This window comes from Pseudomonas kermanshahensis (assembly GCF_014269205.2).
GTDB classification, from domain to species: domain Bacteria; phylum Pseudomonadota; class Gammaproteobacteria; order Pseudomonadales; family Pseudomonadaceae; genus Aquipseudomonas; species Aquipseudomonas kermanshahensis.
The window spans coordinates 4,673,074-4,688,602 of the sequence record NZ_JABWRY020000001.1 but is presented as its reverse complement, the minus strand read 5'-3'; the positions used below and the strand labels follow the sequence as shown (position 1 = coordinate 4,688,602).

Annotated in this window: 17 protein-coding genes; 11 read left to right on the top strand and 6 right to left on the bottom strand. The window is 63.1% G+C overall.

What is annotated here, in order from left to right; genetic code table 11:
• Positions 1-112: 112 nt before the first annotated feature.
• Positions 113-901: a lysophospholipid acyltransferase family protein gene (locus tag HU764_RS20985; RefSeq protein WP_186702514.1), complete on the bottom strand. Its 789-nt coding sequence runs from the start codon at positions 899-901 to the stop codon at positions 113-115.
• Positions 901-1,656: an L-ornithine N(alpha)-acyltransferase gene (gene olsB / locus HU764_RS20980; RefSeq protein ID WP_186677671.1), complete on the bottom strand. Its 756-nt coding sequence runs from the start codon at positions 1,654-1,656 to the stop codon at positions 901-903. The genes HU764_RS20985 and olsB overlap by 1 nt, the downstream gene beginning before the upstream one ends.
• A gap of 149 nt (positions 1,657-1,805) precedes the next feature.
• Between olsB and HU764_RS20975 the strand changes: the two genes are divergently transcribed.
• From HU764_RS20975 to HU764_RS20950, 6 genes are all read left to right on the top strand, one after another.
• Positions 1,806-2,693: an acyl-CoA dehydrogenase middle domain-containing protein gene (locus tag HU764_RS20975; protein WP_099455213.1), complete on the top strand. Its 888-nt coding sequence runs from the start codon at positions 1,806-1,808 to the stop codon at positions 2,691-2,693.
• 71 nt (positions 2,694-2,764) lie between these two features.
• Positions 2,765-3,817 carry a serine hydrolase domain-containing protein gene (locus HU764_RS20970; RefSeq protein ID WP_186702515.1) on the top strand — a complete coding sequence of 351 codons (1,053 nt, stop codon included), beginning with the start codon at positions 2,765-2,767 and terminating at the stop codon, positions 3,815-3,817.
• Positions 3,814-4,122: a hypothetical protein gene (locus tag HU764_RS20965; protein ID WP_027594063.1), complete on the top strand. Its 309-nt coding sequence runs from the start codon at positions 3,814-3,816 to the stop codon at positions 4,120-4,122. Before HU764_RS20970 ends, HU764_RS20965 begins: the two co-directional genes overlap by 4 nt.
• A 43-nt stretch (positions 4,123-4,165) precedes the next feature.
• Positions 4,166-4,747, top strand: a complete 582-nt coding sequence (locus HU764_RS20960) for a YceI family protein (RefSeq protein ID WP_027594064.1) — start codon at positions 4,166-4,168, stop codon at positions 4,745-4,747.
• Between the two features lies 1 nt (position 4,748).
• Complete coding sequence (locus tag HU764_RS20955) at positions 4,749-5,906, top strand: phospholipase D-like domain-containing protein (RefSeq protein WP_027594065.1); 1,158 nt, start codon at positions 4,749-4,751, stop codon at positions 5,904-5,906.
• Between the two features lie 48 nt (positions 5,907-5,954).
• Positions 5,955-6,536, top strand: a complete 582-nt coding sequence (locus HU764_RS20950) for a DJ-1/PfpI/YhbO family deglycase/protease (protein WP_172961378.1) — start codon at positions 5,955-5,957, stop codon at positions 6,534-6,536.
• A gap of 124 nt (positions 6,537-6,660) precedes the next feature.
• Here the strand turns inward: HU764_RS20950 and HU764_RS20945 are convergent, their stop codons facing one another.
• Complete coding sequence (locus HU764_RS20945; protein ID WP_027594067.1) at positions 6,661-7,059, bottom strand: nuclear transport factor 2 family protein; 399 nt, start codon at positions 7,057-7,059, stop codon at positions 6,661-6,663.
• 115 nt (positions 7,060-7,174) lie between these two features.
• On the opposite strand from HU764_RS20945, the gene HU764_RS20940 reads away from it, so the two are divergent.
• The gene (locus tag HU764_RS20940; protein ID WP_027594068.1) at positions 7,175-7,765 is read left to right on the top strand and encodes a GNAT family N-acetyltransferase; all 591 of its coding nucleotides are present in this window, start codon (positions 7,175-7,177) and stop codon (positions 7,763-7,765) included.
• The gene (locus tag HU764_RS20935) at positions 7,762-8,634 is read left to right on the top strand and encodes a carbon-nitrogen hydrolase family protein (protein WP_186677667.1); all 873 of its coding nucleotides are present in this window, start codon (positions 7,762-7,764) and stop codon (positions 8,632-8,634) included. Before HU764_RS20940 ends, HU764_RS20935 begins: the two co-directional genes overlap by 4 nt.
• A gap of 229 nt (positions 8,635-8,863) precedes the next feature.
• Here HU764_RS20935 and HU764_RS20930 read toward each other — a convergent pair whose 3' ends face one another.
• The gene (locus HU764_RS20930) at positions 8,864-10,387 is read right to left on the bottom strand and encodes a fumarate hydratase (RefSeq protein WP_027594070.1); all 1,524 of its coding nucleotides are present in this window, start codon (positions 10,385-10,387) and stop codon (positions 8,864-8,866) included.
• 249 nt (positions 10,388-10,636) lie between these two features.
• Between HU764_RS20930 and HU764_RS20925 the strand changes: the two genes are divergently transcribed.
• A complete protein-coding gene (locus tag HU764_RS20925) occupies positions 10,637-11,557 on the top strand; it encodes an iron-sulfur-binding ferredoxin reductase (protein WP_186702516.1) in 921 nt (306 codons plus the stop codon).
• A 74-nt stretch (positions 11,558-11,631) separates the two neighbouring features.
• Here HU764_RS20925 and HU764_RS20920 read toward each other — a convergent pair whose 3' ends face one another.
• Positions 11,632-12,852, bottom strand: coding sequence for an NHL repeat-containing protein (locus HU764_RS20920; RefSeq protein WP_186702517.1), 1,221 nt, complete (start codon positions 12,850-12,852; stop codon positions 11,632-11,634).
• A gap of 160 nt (positions 12,853-13,012) precedes the next feature.
• Positions 13,013-14,464, bottom strand: coding sequence for a pyruvate kinase (gene pyk / locus HU764_RS20915; protein WP_027594073.1), 1,452 nt, complete (start codon positions 14,462-14,464; stop codon positions 13,013-13,015).
• A gap of 180 nt (positions 14,465-14,644) precedes the next feature.
• On the opposite strand from pyk, the gene HU764_RS20910 reads away from it, so the two are divergent.
• Positions 14,645-15,031, top strand: coding sequence for a tetratricopeptide repeat protein (locus HU764_RS20910; protein ID WP_027594074.1), 387 nt, complete (start codon positions 14,645-14,647; stop codon positions 15,029-15,031).
• Positions 15,032-15,154: 123 nt separating this feature from the next.
• Positions 15,155-15,523 (top strand): PilZ domain-containing protein, encoded by a 369-nt coding sequence (locus tag HU764_RS20905; RefSeq protein ID WP_027594075.1) that lies wholly within the window; start codon positions 15,155-15,157, stop codon positions 15,521-15,523.
• Positions 15,524-15,529 lie beyond the last annotated feature (6 nt).

Sequence of the window (15,529 nt, the reverse complement as noted above, 5' to 3'; positions counted from 1 at the left end):
CCTATCGCCGGCAAGCCAGCTCCCACAGGTTGAGCAACAGCTTCAAGGCCTGTGGAGTGCCTGTGGGAGCTGGCTTGCCGGCGATAAGGCCAGTACTGACAGCACATAAAATCTAGGCAGCCCGCGCCTGCCGCCGTGGCACTGCTTCAACCTCTTCAACCCCGAACAGCGCCATGTGAATCGCCTGCTGCGCCTGCAACGCCAGCACCGCCCGTTCCTTGCCCACGCTGCCGACAGGTGGCAGCAGGTTAATGCACACCTCGCCCCGTGGCTGGGCAAACAGGCGCATCAGGTGCGACACCAGGTCATCATCGCCAATGAACGGCGCAATCGGGTCTATCTGGCCATCACGCAAATACTGGATAGCCACCGGCTGCACCGCCACGCCGCGGTCGATGGCACCTGCCAGCAGGCGGCCATGGAAGGTGCGCAAGGTGCGACCGCTGGTCGTGGTGCCTTCAGGGAATATCAGCAGCGGCCGGGCCAGCCCCAGTTGCCCGGCGATCTGTTCGCGCAGGCGCTGGCTGTCACCCCCGCCACGGCGAATGAACAGCGTGCCGGCTTTTTCCGCTAGCCAACCTGCCACCGGCCAATGACGCACCTCGGCCTTGGACAGGAACGACAGCGGCAGCAGCATGCCGAGCAGGGGGATATCGGTCCACGAGACATGGTTGCTGACCCACAGCATCGGCTGTTTGGGCAGTTCGCCTAACACCCTGACCTCAAAGGGCAAGGCTGTGACCAGGCGTTTCATGAACCAGCAGCTCCAGCGTTGCCGGCGCTCGATCGAAGCCGTCAAGCCTACGCGTTCGCCAAGGGCGATCACGCTGGCCATCAGCAGGCCGAGCAGCAGCACCAGCATAAGCCGTGTGAGGCGGGCGAGTACCCGCAGCTTCGGCATCAGACCGCCGCCTTGAAGTGGCGGGCGTAACGTGGGCAGAGGTCGTCGCGCTTGAGCAGGATGAACACGTCGGCGACCTGGAAATCTTCGTCCCAGCAGGGCTCGCCGCAAATCTTCGCACCCAGGCGCATGTAGGCCTTGAGCAGCGGTGGCATTTCGGCGATGACATTGTTTGGCAGGGCCAGGTTCGGCAGCGGGTTTTTAGGCTCGGCGCGCAGGTGCTCGTTGCACAGGTAGCGTTCGCGCAGGCGCTGCATGACCGCATGGGCCTGCACGCCACCGTCCTGCATGGGGATGCTGGCGCACCCCATCAGGTAGCTGTAGCGCCCTTCGTTGAGCACTTCGGCCAACTCGCCCCAGAGCACGGCGATGGTGCCGCCGTTGCGGTATTCGGCGGCCACGCAGGTGCGGCCCAGTTCAAGAATCGGCCCTTGCAACTGCAACAGGCCGTGCAGGCTGAACTCTTCTTCGCTGTAGAAACGGCCAAGGCTGCTGGCAGCCTGGTGGTCGAGCAGCCGGGTGGTGGCGACCAGTTCGCCGGTGCTCAGGTCGCGCACGCCGATGTGGCGGCAGTGCGGGTCATAGTCATCCATGTCCAGACCGTGTTCGGCACCCTTGAGCTTGGCCTTGAATTCTGCGCTGAACACTTTGTAGCGCAAGGCCTGGGCTTCCTGCAGGGCCGTGGCGCCGACCAGGCGTTCGGCTTGCAGACGGCGTTCAGTGCTGTTGTCGCCGGTGTGAGCGATCCGAGTCATTACGAGTCTCCATAAGCCAGCCATGAAGGGTTGCGGCCGGTCGGCTTTGTTGTGCAAAGTCAGCCTAGGTAGACGGGGTGTCACCCCTGTGAATCTTTGGTGATGCTTGCGTGACACCCACCCTCAACCCCCGCAAGGAGCTGCGTCCGATGGCCTGGCTACAACGACTCAACGACCCGCTGCGCCAACCTGTGGCCGGCACCCTGGGCGAAACCTACGCCGCGCTGCTTGAGCGCCTTGGCCAGGTCGCCCCGTTCGAACTGGCGGTGCTCGGCGGGCGCGCGATGGCCACGCCGGGCCTGGCCTTTCTCGTCGGCTACCAGGCCGCCTTACGCGTGCTCTGGCCCAGCGCGCCGGCCAGCCTCGGCGCCCTGTGCGCCACCGAGCGGCGCAGCGTGCGGCCGGCGGACATGCGCACGCGTGTCGACGGGTTGCGCCTGACCGGCAGCAAGGATTTCGTCACCGCCGGGCTTGAGGCGGAATGGTTGCTGGTGGCGGCGCGCAGTGAAGCGGCAGGCGAGGCACCACGCTTGAACCTGGCGGTGGTGTACCCGGGCGAACCGGGGGTGACGTTGGAGGCGTTGCCGACCTTGCCGCTGATGCCCGAAGTTGGCCATGGCCGGTTGCACCTGGAGCAGGCGGCGTGCGAATTGCTGGCCGGAGATGGCTGGGATGCCTACGTCAAACCGTTTCGTTCGCTCGAGGACTTGTACGTACTTGCCGGTATGACGGCCTGGCTGTATGGCGTCGGCCAGGAGTGTGCGTGGCCGCAGGCGTTGCGCTTGCGCCTGCTGAGCGTATTGGCCGGGTGTGCAGAAGGCAGCCGTCAGTGTGCGGACAGTGTGGGTTGCCATTTGTTGCTGGCGGGGTTGTTTGCGCAGTTTCAGGCGCTGCGCGCTGATATTGATGAGGCGTTGCTGGCTGGGCCCAAGCAGTGGGCGCAATTGTGGCAGCGTGATCAAGGGGTGATGGCGCTGGCTGCGGCCGCGCGGGAGAAGCGCCTGGCCAAGGCCTGGGCGGCTGCAGGATTGTCATGAAACGCCGGCAGACTCGGGTGAACATTTGAATGTTGGGGTTGCAACGCAGCCCCCTACTGTGTGAGCTCAAGATGGAAAAGGCCCTGCTGGCCCTGCTGTGGCTTGTCATGTCCTCGGCCCGCGCCGAACACTGGCCAGCCCCCGACTGGCAAACCGACCCTGCCCCCCTCGACTGGCAAGCCGTCGACGCCTACGCCTTCCCCGCTGACCGCAGCATCCACACCAATGCCCTGCTGATCATCCGCGACGGCCGCATTCTCTATGAACGCTACACCCACCCCACAAACGCCCATACCGCGCACCTCACTTGGTCCGTGAGCAAGAGCGTGCTGGCCACGGTGTTGGGTGTTGCCCAAGGCGAAGGCCGCTTCCAACTGCAGGACCCGGTCGCCCGCTTCTATCCACCCATGCAAGCCCACCCGGACGTGCGCCTGGCCGACCTGCTGCACTGGGCCAGCGGCCTGGACTGGCAGGAAGACTACGAGTACGCCCCGTTAAACTCCTCCGTGGTGGCCATGCTCTACACCCGCGGCCGTGGGGACATGGCGGCCTACACAGCGGCGCGGCCAGCGGCCCGCACACCAGGGCAGCATTTTTTGTATTCCAGCGGTGACAGCAACCTGCTGGCTGCAGCATTACGCGGCATGCTCGATTCCGGGCAGTACCCCGACTACCCCTGGCAGGCGCTGTTCACGCCGCTGGGCATCCACAGCGCGGTGTGGGAGCGCGATGCTGCCGATACCTATGTCGGCTCTTCGTACCTGTACCTCACTGCCCGCGACCTGGCGCGCATTGGCCTGCTGATGCAGCGCGAGGGGCGCTGGGGTGATCGGCAGCTGCTGCCTGAAACCTGGGTGGCCTTCAATCGCACACCCTTTGCACAGGCCGAGCCAGTGCCGGGTGAAGCCAACCCGGGTGGGCACTGGTGGCTCAACGATGCGCAGGCTTGGCCGGATGCCCCCGCGGACACCTACGCCGCGCTGGGCCATTGGGGCCAGGCGCTGTACGTGTTGCCTAAGCAAAAACTGGTGGTTGTCCGCTATGCCGATGACCGCGACGGCACCTACCAGCATGACCAACTGCTCAAGCGTGTGTTGGCGGCGCTGGCCGGGGAGGGCGCATGAGGCGTGCACTGCGGGTGCTTGTGGCGCTGCTTGCCGTGTCGCTGGGCTGGAGCGCGTGGCAGGCGCGCCAGGCGCTGGCGGATTTCCCGGGCATTCTTTCGGCCTATTCGGCCAAGGAGTATTGCTCGTGCCGCTTCGTCATGGGGTTCGACCCGGCCTACTGCCGCGCCTACGTGAAACAGTGGCTGCCGCTGAGCCTGCTTGAAGAAAGCAGCGAGCAACGGCGCGTTACCGCTGAAGGCCTGGGCCGGCGTAACCAGGCTGCATGGCAGGGCGTGCGCGAGGGCTGCCGCTTGCTGCCATGATGGCGGGCGGGTAAGGTTGCGGTCTTGTTTCACGAGATCTGTCATGTTCAAGTTGCCCCGTCTCCTGCCCGTATTATTGCTGGCCCTATGCCTTCCCGCCCATGCCAACTGGCACCTCGATGGCGAGTCATCACGCCTGTCGTTCATTACCGGCAAAAACGGTGATACGGCGGAAGTTCATCGCTTTCTGGTGCTGCATGGCACGGTGGACCGCAAGGGTGCGGCTGGCCTGCGTATCGAAATGGATTCGGTCAGCAGTGGCATCCCGCTGCGCGACGAGCGCATGCGCGACGGCCTGTTCGAGGTCGAGCGGTTCGCCGAGGCCACGGTGAAGGCACAGCTGGACCTGCGGCCGATCAACGACCTGGCCAACGGTGCGCAGATCGAACTGCGCCTACCACTGACAGTGACGCTGCATGGCCAGTCCCACAGCTACAACGCCTTGCTGCTGGCCACACGCCTGGACGAGCGGCGCTTCCAGGTGGTGACCCTGGAGCCCTTGGTACTGCGCGCCGAGGATTTTGGCCTGGTGCCGGGGCTGGAGAGCTTGCGCAAGTTCGCTGGGCTCAAGTCCATCAACCCATCGGTACCGGTTAATGCGGTGCTGATCTTTACCGCCCGCTGACATGCCGGGGCCGGTCTTCCCCTGGCGGGATGGCAACCAGTTCGAACTGCTGATCGACGGCCCCGAGTTCTTTCCACGCATGCTCCAGGCGATCACGCGTGCCGAGTTCCAGGTCGACCTCGAACTGTATCTGGTCGAAGCGGGCGCGTGCGCCGATGCGGTGGTCGACGCGCTGGCACACGCTGCCCGGCGCGGTGTGCGGGTGCGCTGCCTGTTCGATGACTATGGTTCGCTGGCCTTCAACAGCGCCTTGCGCCAACGGCTGCTTGAGGCCGGCGTGTACCTGCGCTGGTACAACCGCCTGCGCTGGAAGCGTGGCCTGCGTAACCTCTACCGCGATCACCGCAAGCTGCTGCTGGTGGACGAGCGCTGGGCGGCGGTGGGCGGCACGGGTGTCACCGATGAATTCTGGACGCCGGGCACCGCTACCAGCGAATGGCATGAGGTGATGGTGCAAATAGAAGGCCCTGTGGTCACCGACTGGCAACTGCTGTTCGACCGCCAATGGCACGCCAACAACCGCCGCACCGCCTGGCGGCCGGCTGAAGGCTTTGGCTTGCCACGTCTGCCCAAGGTGCCGGCACAAGGGCAGGGCATGGGCCGGGTAGCCTATGCCGACGCCCGTCAGCATCAGGACATCCTGCATGCGTTGGTGCGTGCGCTGAACAGCGGCAAGCAGCGGGTATGGCTGGCCACGCCGTATTTTCTGCCGACCTGGAGCGTGCGCCGCTCGTTGCGCCGCGCAGCCAGCAAGGGCCTGGACGTGCGCCTGTTGCTGACCGGGCCGCGTACCGACCACCCGTCGGTGCGCTATGCCGGGCATCGCTATTACCCCCGTCTGTTGCGCGCCGGGGTGAAGATATTCGAGTACCAGCCGTGTTTCCTGCACCTGAAAATGGCCGTGGTGGATGACTGGGTCAGCGTCGGCTCGTGCAACTTTGACCACTGGAACCTGCGCTTCAACCTCGAGGCCAACATCGAGGCCCTCGACCCGCCGCTGACCGCTGCCGTGGTGGCCAGTTTCGAGCGTGATTTCGCCTTGAGCGAAGAAGTCGACCTCGCTCACTGGCATGCCCGGCCACTGTGGCGGCGGGTGAAACAGCGGGTGTGGGGGTGGCTGGACCGGCTGGTGGTCAACGTACTCGACCGCCGTGACTAAGAGCGACTATCGTGCAGTGACTGTTCACAGGCAATGGAAGGAGTGGATGTGATGACGGCGAAGAAGATTCTCATGCTGGTGGGCGATTACGTCGAAGATTACGAGGCGATGGTGCCGTTCCAGGCCCTGAGCATGGTGGGCCATACGGTGCACGCCGTGTGCCCCGAGAAGCTCGCGGGCCAGACCGTGCGCACTGCCATCCATGACTTTGAGGGTGAGCAGACTTACAGCGAAAAGCCGGGGCATAACTTTGCCCTGAACTACGACTTTGTGCGCGTGCGTGCCGAAAGCTATGACGCCCTGCTGATCCCCGGCGGCCGTGCCCCTGAATACCTGCGCTTGGATGACAAAGTGCTGGACTTGGTCAGGGCGTTCAACGAGGCGGGCAAGCCGATTGCCGCAGTGTGCCATGGGGCTCAGTTGCTGGCAGCGGCTGGCGTGTTGGAAGGGCGCGAGTGCAGTGCCTACCCGGCGTGTGCACCGGAGGTGCGCTTGGCGGGCGGCACGTTCATCGATATCGCGGTGGACCAGGCGCATGTGGATGGCAACCTGGTGACTGCGCCGGCGTGGCCTGCGCACCCGGCCTGGCTGGCGGCATTTTTGAAGGTGTTGGGGACGCGTATTCTCTGAGCCGGCCCATTCGCGGGCAAGCCCGCCCCCACAGGGTAGCTGCTGTTCTTCAGTTCAGTGGAGCACCGGTGGGAGCGGGCTTGCCCGCGAAAGGGCCAGTACAGGGAGCACAGTGCGAACAGCCTTAACCGACCTGCTCAACCCAGTCATTGAGGTTGTAGTAGTTGGTTACCCGGGCAATCTTGCCGCAGTGAATATAGAAGAACGCCCCCGCTGACAGCACATACGTCTGCCCATTGGCCGCAGGTAGCCCTTCATCATCGGCGAGGTATTCGCCATGCACTGTGAACTCCGCCGCCGCCCGGCTGCCGTCGGCATTCTGCATCACCACGATATCGGCCAGGCGCTCGCGGTAGCAGCGGTTCATCTTGTCCATGAACGCGGCAAACCTGGCCTTGCCCATCTGCCGCTCGCCCTGGTTGATGTCGTGGATCACGTCCTCGCTGAGCAGGGCGAGAAAGCCTGGCATGTCACCGGCATTGAAGGCTGCGTAGTATGCATTTACCAGTTCGGTAGCGGTCATGGAACAATACCTGTCGTGTAGGGAAAAGGCGGAGCGTGGGTTCGGATGATAGGGTTTCCCCTCAAGCCCGGCTTAGCCGAGCGCGTCATCCACATCGACAAAACGACCGCCAAGCATGGAAATACGCCTGTTGCACGGCGCCGCTATCGCGCCTTACATCGATGACCTCGCTCGCCTGCGCCTGACCGTGTTCCGCGAGTTCCCTTACCTTTACGACGGCACGCCGGAGTATGAGGCCGACTACCTCTCTACCTACGCCCGCTCTGGGCGCAGCCTGGTGGTGCTGGCGCTGGACGCCGGCAGGGTGGTGGGTGCCGCCACCGGCCTGCCCCTGGTGGACGTTGCCGCCGAGTTCCAGCAACCGTTCCTGGCCCAAGGGCGTGACCCTGCCAGCGTGTACTACTTCGGTGAATCGGTCGTGTTGCCGGAGTACCGGGGCCAAGGCCTGGGCGTGCGCTTCTTTATCGAACGCGAGTCCTATGCCCACAAGCTCGCCGAGTTCGACTATTGCGCCTTCTGTGCTGTCGAGCGCCCAGGCGTGCACCCCCGGCGGCCGGCCGATTACAAACCCTTGCAAGGGTTTTGGCGCAATCGAGGCTTTTTGCACGACCCCTCTTTGCGCACCACCTATGGCTGGCGCGACCTGGATGAGCAGGAAACATCTGAAAAGATCATGTCGTTCTGGCTCAAGGAACTGCCGATATGATCCGTCTGGCGGCCTGCCAGTACGCCATCGAACTGCACAAGACCTGGGATGCTTACGTCGACCACCTGCAGCGCCTGTGCGCCGAAGCCGTGCAAGATGGCGCCCAGTTGCTGCTGTTGCCGGAGTACGCGGGCCTGGTGCTCAGCGGGCTTCTACGCGAGGAGCAGCGGGGTGACCTGAAGGGTTCCATCGCCGGTATCCAGCCGTTGATCGAACCCTGGAAGGCCTTGTGCGAGCGCATTGCCCGGCGCTGGGGTATCTATCTGCAACCCGGCAGCCTGCCAGTGCAGGACAGCGATGGCCGCTATCGCAACCGCGCCTGGCTGTTTGGCCCCGACGGTGTGCTGGGTTATCAGGACAAACTGATCATGACCCGCTTCGAGCGCGAGCAATGGGACATCGCGCCGGGCGAGGGGCTGAAGGTATTCGAGACCAAGCTTGGCAAGCTGGGCATTCTGATCTGCTACGACAACGAGTTTCCGATGCTGGCCCGGCACTTGGCCGAAGCGGGTGCCGACCTGATTCTGGCCCCCAGTTGCACCGACACCGAAGCCGGTTACAACCGGGTGCGTATCGGCGCCCAGGCAAGGGCGCTGGAAAACCAGATTGCCGTGCTGCAGAGCCCGACGGTAGGGCTGGCGCCGTGGTCACCAGCGCTGGATGAGAACATTGGGCGTGCGGGGTTGTTCGTACCGCCGGACCATGGGATGCCCGCGGATGGCGTGGTGGCGCTGAGTGATCAGCTCAACCCGGTCGGCAGCCAGTGGCTGATGTGTGAGGTAGACCTTGAGGCCGTACGGCGGGTGAGGCAGGAGGGGCAGGTGTTTACCCGGCGCGACTGGCCAGAGCAGTTCGGGCGGATGCTGTAAATGAAAACGCCCAGCGGATGCCGTAATGCTGTTCACTTAAGAATGCCGGGGCCGCTCTGCGGCCCATCGCGGCACAAGGCCGCTCCCACACCGACCGCGTTATCCCCCTATTTACAGGGCATGCGCGAACATTGTGGGAGCGGCCTTGTGCCGCGATGGGCCGCAAAGCGGCCCTAAGTGAACAGCATTACGGCGGATGCCGGGCGTTTTCGATCAGGCCAGAGGTGAATTACTTCACTTCAACAGCCAGGCTTTCGGCAATCTTGCTCTGCCACAGCGCAGGGCCGGTGATGTGCACCGATTCACCGTTGCTGTCCACCGCGACGGTGACTGGCATGTCTTTCACGTCGAACTCGTAGATCGCTTCCATGCCCAGCTCGGCGAAGGCCAGGACCTTCGACTTGCGGATCGCCTGGGCTACCAGGTAAGCGGCGCCGCCGACGGCCATCAGGTACACGGCCTTGTTGTCCTTGATCGCTTCGATGGCAGTCGGGCCACGCTCGGACTTGCCGATCATGCCCAGCAGGCCAGTTTGCTCGAGGATCTGGCGGGTGAACTTGTCCATGCGGGTAGCGGTGGTCGGGCCGGCAGGGCCAACCACTTCGTCACCGACCGGGTCGACTGGGCCGACGTAGTAGATGAAGCGGCCTTTGAGGTCCACTGGCAGTTCTTCGCCACGGTTGAGCATCTCGACCATGCGCTTGTGCGCAGCGTCGCGGCCGGTGAGCATCTTGCCGTTGAGCAGGATGGTCTCGCCTGGCTTCCAGCTGGCGACTTCTTCCGGGGTGATGTCGTCGAGGTTGACGCGGCGGGCGCTTGGGCCGGCTTCCCAGACGATTTCTGGGTAGGCGTCCAGCGACGGCGCTTCCAGCTCGGCTGGGCCGGAGCCATCGAGCACGAAGTGCGCGTGACGGGTGGCGGCGCAGTTCGGGATCATGCACACCGGCAGCGAGGCCGCGTGGGTCGGGTAGTCCATGATCTTGACGTCGAGCACAGTGGTCAGGCCGCCCAGGCCCTGGGCACCGATGCCCAGCTGGTTGACCTTCTCGAACAGCTCCAGGCGGATCTCTTCGATGCGGTTTTGCGGGCCACGGGCTTTCAGCTCATGGATGTCGATGGACTCCATCAACACTTCCTTGGCCATGACCGCGGCTTTTTCGGCGGTACCGCCGATGCCGATGCCGAGCATGCCAGGTGGGCACCAGCCAGCGCCCATGGTCGGAACGGTCTTCAGCACCCAGTCGACGATCGAGTCGGACGGGTTGAGCATGGCCATCTTCGACTTGTTTTCCGAGCCGCCGCCTTTGGCTGCGACATCGACTTCGACCTTGTCGCCAGGGACGATCGAGTAGTGGATGACAGCCGGGGTGTTGTCCTTGGTGTTCTTGCGGGCACCGGCCGGGTCGGCCAGGATCGAGGCGCGCAGGACGTTCTCAGGCAGGTTGTAGGCGCGACGCACACCTTCGTTGATCATGTCGTCGACGCTCAGGGTGGCGCCGTCCCAGCGCACGTCCATACCGACGCGCACGAACACGGTGACGATACCGGTGTCCTGGCAGATCGGGCGGTGGCCGGTGGCGCACATGCGCGAGTTGATCAGGATCTGGGCGATGGAGTCGCGCGCGGCAGGCGACTCTTCACGCAGGTAGGCCTCGTGCATCGCCTGGATGAAATCGACGGGGTGGTAGTACGAGATGAATTGCAGGGCGTCGGCGACGCTCTGAATCAGGTCGTCTTGCTTGATCACGGTCATGCAGCGCGCTCCTCTTAAAGACGGGAACATTCGTAAAGGCCCTTCGACACTGCACACCTGTGTGTCGAAACGCCTGGCAAGGCGTCGGCAGGTCAGGCCGACGTAAAAAGGCGCGGCAGTATAGCGCGCCTCACCGTGCGAAACACCTGCGTGTGGTCTGGACCATGGTCGGCAGGGTGGCGGGCATCCTTTTTGCTGCCAATCGCGGCTTGCCTTAGAGTGACGATGTGTACCCGGAGAATCATGACCATGCCTGAACTCTGTGTGGGCGAGCGCCGCTGGACGGTGCCCACCGGCAGCAACCTGCTCGATGCCTTGAACGCGGCGGGCTTGAATGTGCCCTACAGCTGCCGCGCAGGCAGTTGCCACGCCTGCCTGGTGCATTGCCTGGACGGGCAACCGGCAGATGCCTTGCCCGAGGCTTTGGCGCTGGACAAGCACGCACAGGGCTGGCGCCTGGCGTGCCAGTGCCGGGTGGTGGATGACCTGCGCGTGGCGGTGTTCGACCCGCTGCTCGAAGGCATGCCCGCAACGGTGTGCGCACTGGACTGGTTTGGCGATGTGTTGCGCTTGCGCCTGCGGCCCGAGCGGGCGCTGCGCTACCACGCCGGCCAGCATCTGGTGCTGTGGAACGGTGCGGTCGCGCGGCCATATTCCTTGGCAAGCCTGCCGGGTGAGGATGATTTTCTCGAGTTTCATGTCGACTGCCGGCGGCCAGGGGCGTTTTGTGACAGCGCTCGGGGCTTGCGGATTGGCGATGAGCTGCGCCTGGGCGAGCTGAGGGGCGGGGCGTTGCACTACGACCTGGACTGGCAGGAGCGTCCACTCTGGTTTTTGGCGGCGGGCACCGGGCTTGCGCCTTTGTGGGGCATCTTGCGTGAGGCTGTGCGGCAGGGGCATCGCGGCGAGATTCGGGTGCTGCATGTGGCGCGGGACAGCGCCGGGCATTACCTGGCTGGAGCGATGCAGGGTATGGCAGGTGTGACCGTCGACCTGGTGCTGGCGGAGCAGATGGAGGAAGCGCTGGCGGGGTTGCGGATGGTGTCACGACAGACGGTGGCACTCGTATGCGGGGCGCCCGCGAGTGTCGAGCGTTTCGCCCGGCGCCTGTTCGTTGCAGGGGTGCCGAGAGGCCAGGTGTACGCGGATGCCTTTGTTGAACACGTCTGAACCCTTGAACCAAGCACCTTGGTCAACCGCGTGCGGTTCGCGATTGACCACTTGCCATGTGCCGGTGCTGATTGTCAGGGCGCTGTGAGGCAACGTAGCAGGAAACCTTTGCGGATCCAGCCTTGCTCGTCTTCCTCATTGTCCTCGCCGGTCACCAATGTGTTGCCGTCTGGCTGCAGCTCGCTGCTTGAGGCCATGTCCATGCTCTTCCCTAGAGAGAACGACAGCCAGCCATTGTCCTGAAAACCGCTGTCCGGTTGGCCGTTGGTCAAGTACCTGCCGACTAATAGATCAGATTGAATCCCGCCGGTGTCGCCTACGGTGATGATGGCCTGATCGTTGAAGACGGCGACTGTTTTCCAGTAACCACCGATGTCCAGTGAGGTAGTGGTGAAGCCCGACAACGGTTGGCCCTGATCATCGAAAGCGGCGATCACGCCTTTTTGAGGGACTTCGCCGCCGGCACAGACGATGGTGTTCGAAGCGAGTTTGGCAACCGAGAAAAAGTTGGCATGAGTAGTCAGCTCGGCGAAGGCAAAGCCTTCGTTACCGAATGTCGAGTCATAGTCACCGCTACTGTGCAGCCGGATGACACAGGCTAAGTCGAGATCAGCAGTCATGACTGACCCGCCCAGGAGAATGAATTCACCGTCCAGAAGCATCGCGGTCGTGTAAGTAAGGTATCCCCTGGGAGGAGTAAGCTGCTTGTAACCGGTGCCGTTGAAGGTCGTATCCAAGGCGCCGTCGGCATTGAACCGCATGATCATGGAGTGGGTATTGCCGAACGTAAATAGGAGGTAAACCTTGTCGTTCGCCGCGCGTGTCTGCACCTGCGGTAGCCCCTCAGCGACTTCAATAACGCGGGGTGTGGTTTGGTCGTGCACCTCAAGGTCTGTGGGCGTCTTGATCACAACATGGCCATCCTCGCCGAATGACGTGTCTAGCAAGCCGCTGCTGCTGAATCGAGCCAGAGCGGGTTGTAGGCCATTATGCAATCCGATCATGAGGATTTTGCCGTCTGAGAGCAGGTGAAGACGGCTGCCAACGGCGGATAACGGGGGAGCGAACTTGCCTTCGGTCAGCCCGTTGTTTTTACCAAAGTGTTGATCGAGTTTGCCTGTGTTATCCACACGGAAAATGACGTAATTGCCGCCCACACTCGTGCCAACGCAAATTCTGCCGTTCTGGTTATCTGGGATTGAAGACGCAACTTGCTGAATCGACCGGTGTGGACGAGCGACGCCGTAGGCGCCGTAGTCAGGATCCAGCACGTTCTGTTTGCGAGTTGTGCTCATTGCTTTTCACCTTTCGTGTTGAACAGTGTGAAGGCGTTGCGTCACTCAACGATCGCAGGCTGGGCGCCACGACGAAACTGGCAAAAATGCTAGGTAGCGGACATGAAAAAGCCCCGTGAGTGAACTCACGGGGCTTTTTGACTACGGGTGTGTAAGGCAATCAGACCAGCGGATCACCGACATGCAGGATCTTCATGCCGTTGGTGCCACCGATGGTGTGGTAGCTGTCGCCCTTGGTCAGGATCACCCAGTCACCTTGTTGCACCAAACCACGCTTGAGCAGTTCGTCGACCGCCGCCTGGCTCACCTTGTCGGCCGGCAGCGAAGCCGGGTCGAAGGCAATCGGGTAGACACCGCGGAACATCGAGACGCGAGCCTGGGTAGCGCGGTGCGGCGACAGGGCGAAGATCGGCACGTGCGAACGCAGGCGCGACATGATCAGTGGGGTGTAGCCACTCTCGGTGAGGGCGATGATCGCCTTGACGCCCGGGAAGTGGTTGGCGGTGTACATGGCCGCCAGGGCGATGCTTTCGTCGCAACGCTCGAAGGTAGTGTGCAGGCGGTGGCTGGACTTCTGGTTGGTCGGGTGCTTCTCGGCACCCTGGCAGATTCGCGCCATGGCCTGGACGGCTTCGATCGGGTAAGCGCCGGCGGCACTTTCGGCCGACAGCATCACCGCATCGGTGTTGTCCAGCACGGCGTTGGCCACGTCGGACACTTCGGCGCGGGTCGGCATCGGGTTCTGGATCATCGACTCCATCATCTGGGTCGCTACGATCACCGCTTTGTTGTTGCGGCGGGCGTGCTGGATGATCTTCTTCTGGATGCCGATCAGCTCGGCGTCGCCAATTTCCACACCCAGGTCGCCACGGGCAACCATGACGGCGTCGGAGGCGGCGATCAGCTTGTCGAGGGTTTCGTCGTCGGCAACGGCTTCGGCACGCTCGATCTTGGCCACCAGCCAGGCGCTGCCGCCGGCCTCGTCACGCAGCTTGCGGGCATATTCCATGTCGCTGGCGTCACGGGGGAACGATACGGCCAGGTAGTCCAAGTCCATTTCCGCGGCCAGCTTGATGTCGGCCTTGTCTTTTTCGGTCAGGGCCGGTGCGGTCAGGCCGCCACCTTTGCGGTTGATGCCTTTGTGGTCCGACAGCGGGCCACCGATGATCACTACGCAGTGCAGTGCATCAGCAGTGGCGGTCTCGACGCGCATGACCACACGGCCGTCGTCGAGCAGCAGTTCGTCACCGACGCCGCAGTCCTTGACCAGGTCGGGATAGTCGATACCGACGATGTCCTGGTTGCCTTCGGTCAGCGGGTGGGCGGTGGAGAAGGTGAACTTGTCACCGATCTTCAGTTCGATGCGCTTGTTGCTGAACTTGGCGATGCGGATCTTCGGACCTTGCAGGTCGCCCAGCAATGCGACGTGGCGACCGTTCTTGGCCGCGATTTCACGGATCAGGCGAGCGCGCGCCTTGTGCTCGTCCGGCGTGCCGTGGGAGAAGTTCAGACGTGCCACGTCCAGGCCGGCAAGGATCAGTTGTTCGATCACTTCCGGCGAGTTGCTGGCGGGGCCAAGGGTGGCGACGATTTTGGTACGGCGGATGGTCATGCACAGACTCCTATAGTGAAGCGCAGCGAAAGGCTACTCCTGAATCTCGCTGTAGTCATTGTTCCGTTGCACTACCTGCGACCAAGGCAGGGTAGCGTTTGAACGGTCAGGCCATCCTCGCAAAAGGGTGTGAAGATTTATGGGCAAAGGCCGATACACTGGCATCAAAGGAGACCCCTCATGCGAGCCCTGATCGTTTTAGCCTTGGCGGCCAGCGCCGTCGGCTGCACCCGCTGGTCGATGGACCACCACTTGAACAATGCCTACCGTGCGTACGACCGCGGTGATTGCCAGCGGGTGATGCTGGAGCTTTCGCAGGTCGACCGCACCAGCCGCGCGCGACCGTTCGTCCACCCCGAGGTGTCGCTGCTGCGCGGCCAGTGCCTGGAACGCCAGAAGCTGTTCGTGGACGCTGCGCAGACCTACGAGTACATGATCCGGGCCTACCCGGGCAACGAATACGCCTACCGCGCCCAGGCCCGGCTGCAGACCCTCGAGAAGCTTGGCCATTACCGTGGCGCTGAGGCTGCCGTGGCCAACCCGGTGCAGACCCCCCCTTGGCGTTAACACCAAGGTGTGATTTATTTCACGGGATTAACCGCGCGCGCTGCGCTAATCTGTAACTCAGTTGTTACAACAACCGCCAGTACCGCGCATTCCTGGCACCGGGTACGGACTGCACTTGTGATCATCTTCAACAAGCGGCATATCGAACGCCATCAGTTGCCCTGCGTTCTCAAGGTCTTCAACCGTTTTACCGATCAGCCGATCGGCCAGCTGGGTAATGCCTCAGTAGACGGTTTGATGCTCATCAGCCAACTGCCGGTGCTGGTCGGGCCGGATTACGAGCTGCAATTGCGTTTGCCGTTGGCCGGTGGCGGGTATCAGTTCATCAACCTCACCGCCAGTTGCCTGTGGTGCCGCGAAGACCAGACGCCCGGCCATTACGACTCCGGCTTCATGTTGCTGCAGGCGCCCCGCGAGTACGACGAGTTCGTTCGCTCTCTGCACGACTATTTCAGTTTCCGCCCCGCCAACGCTTCCGCTAGAGCCGAGTAGGCTAGA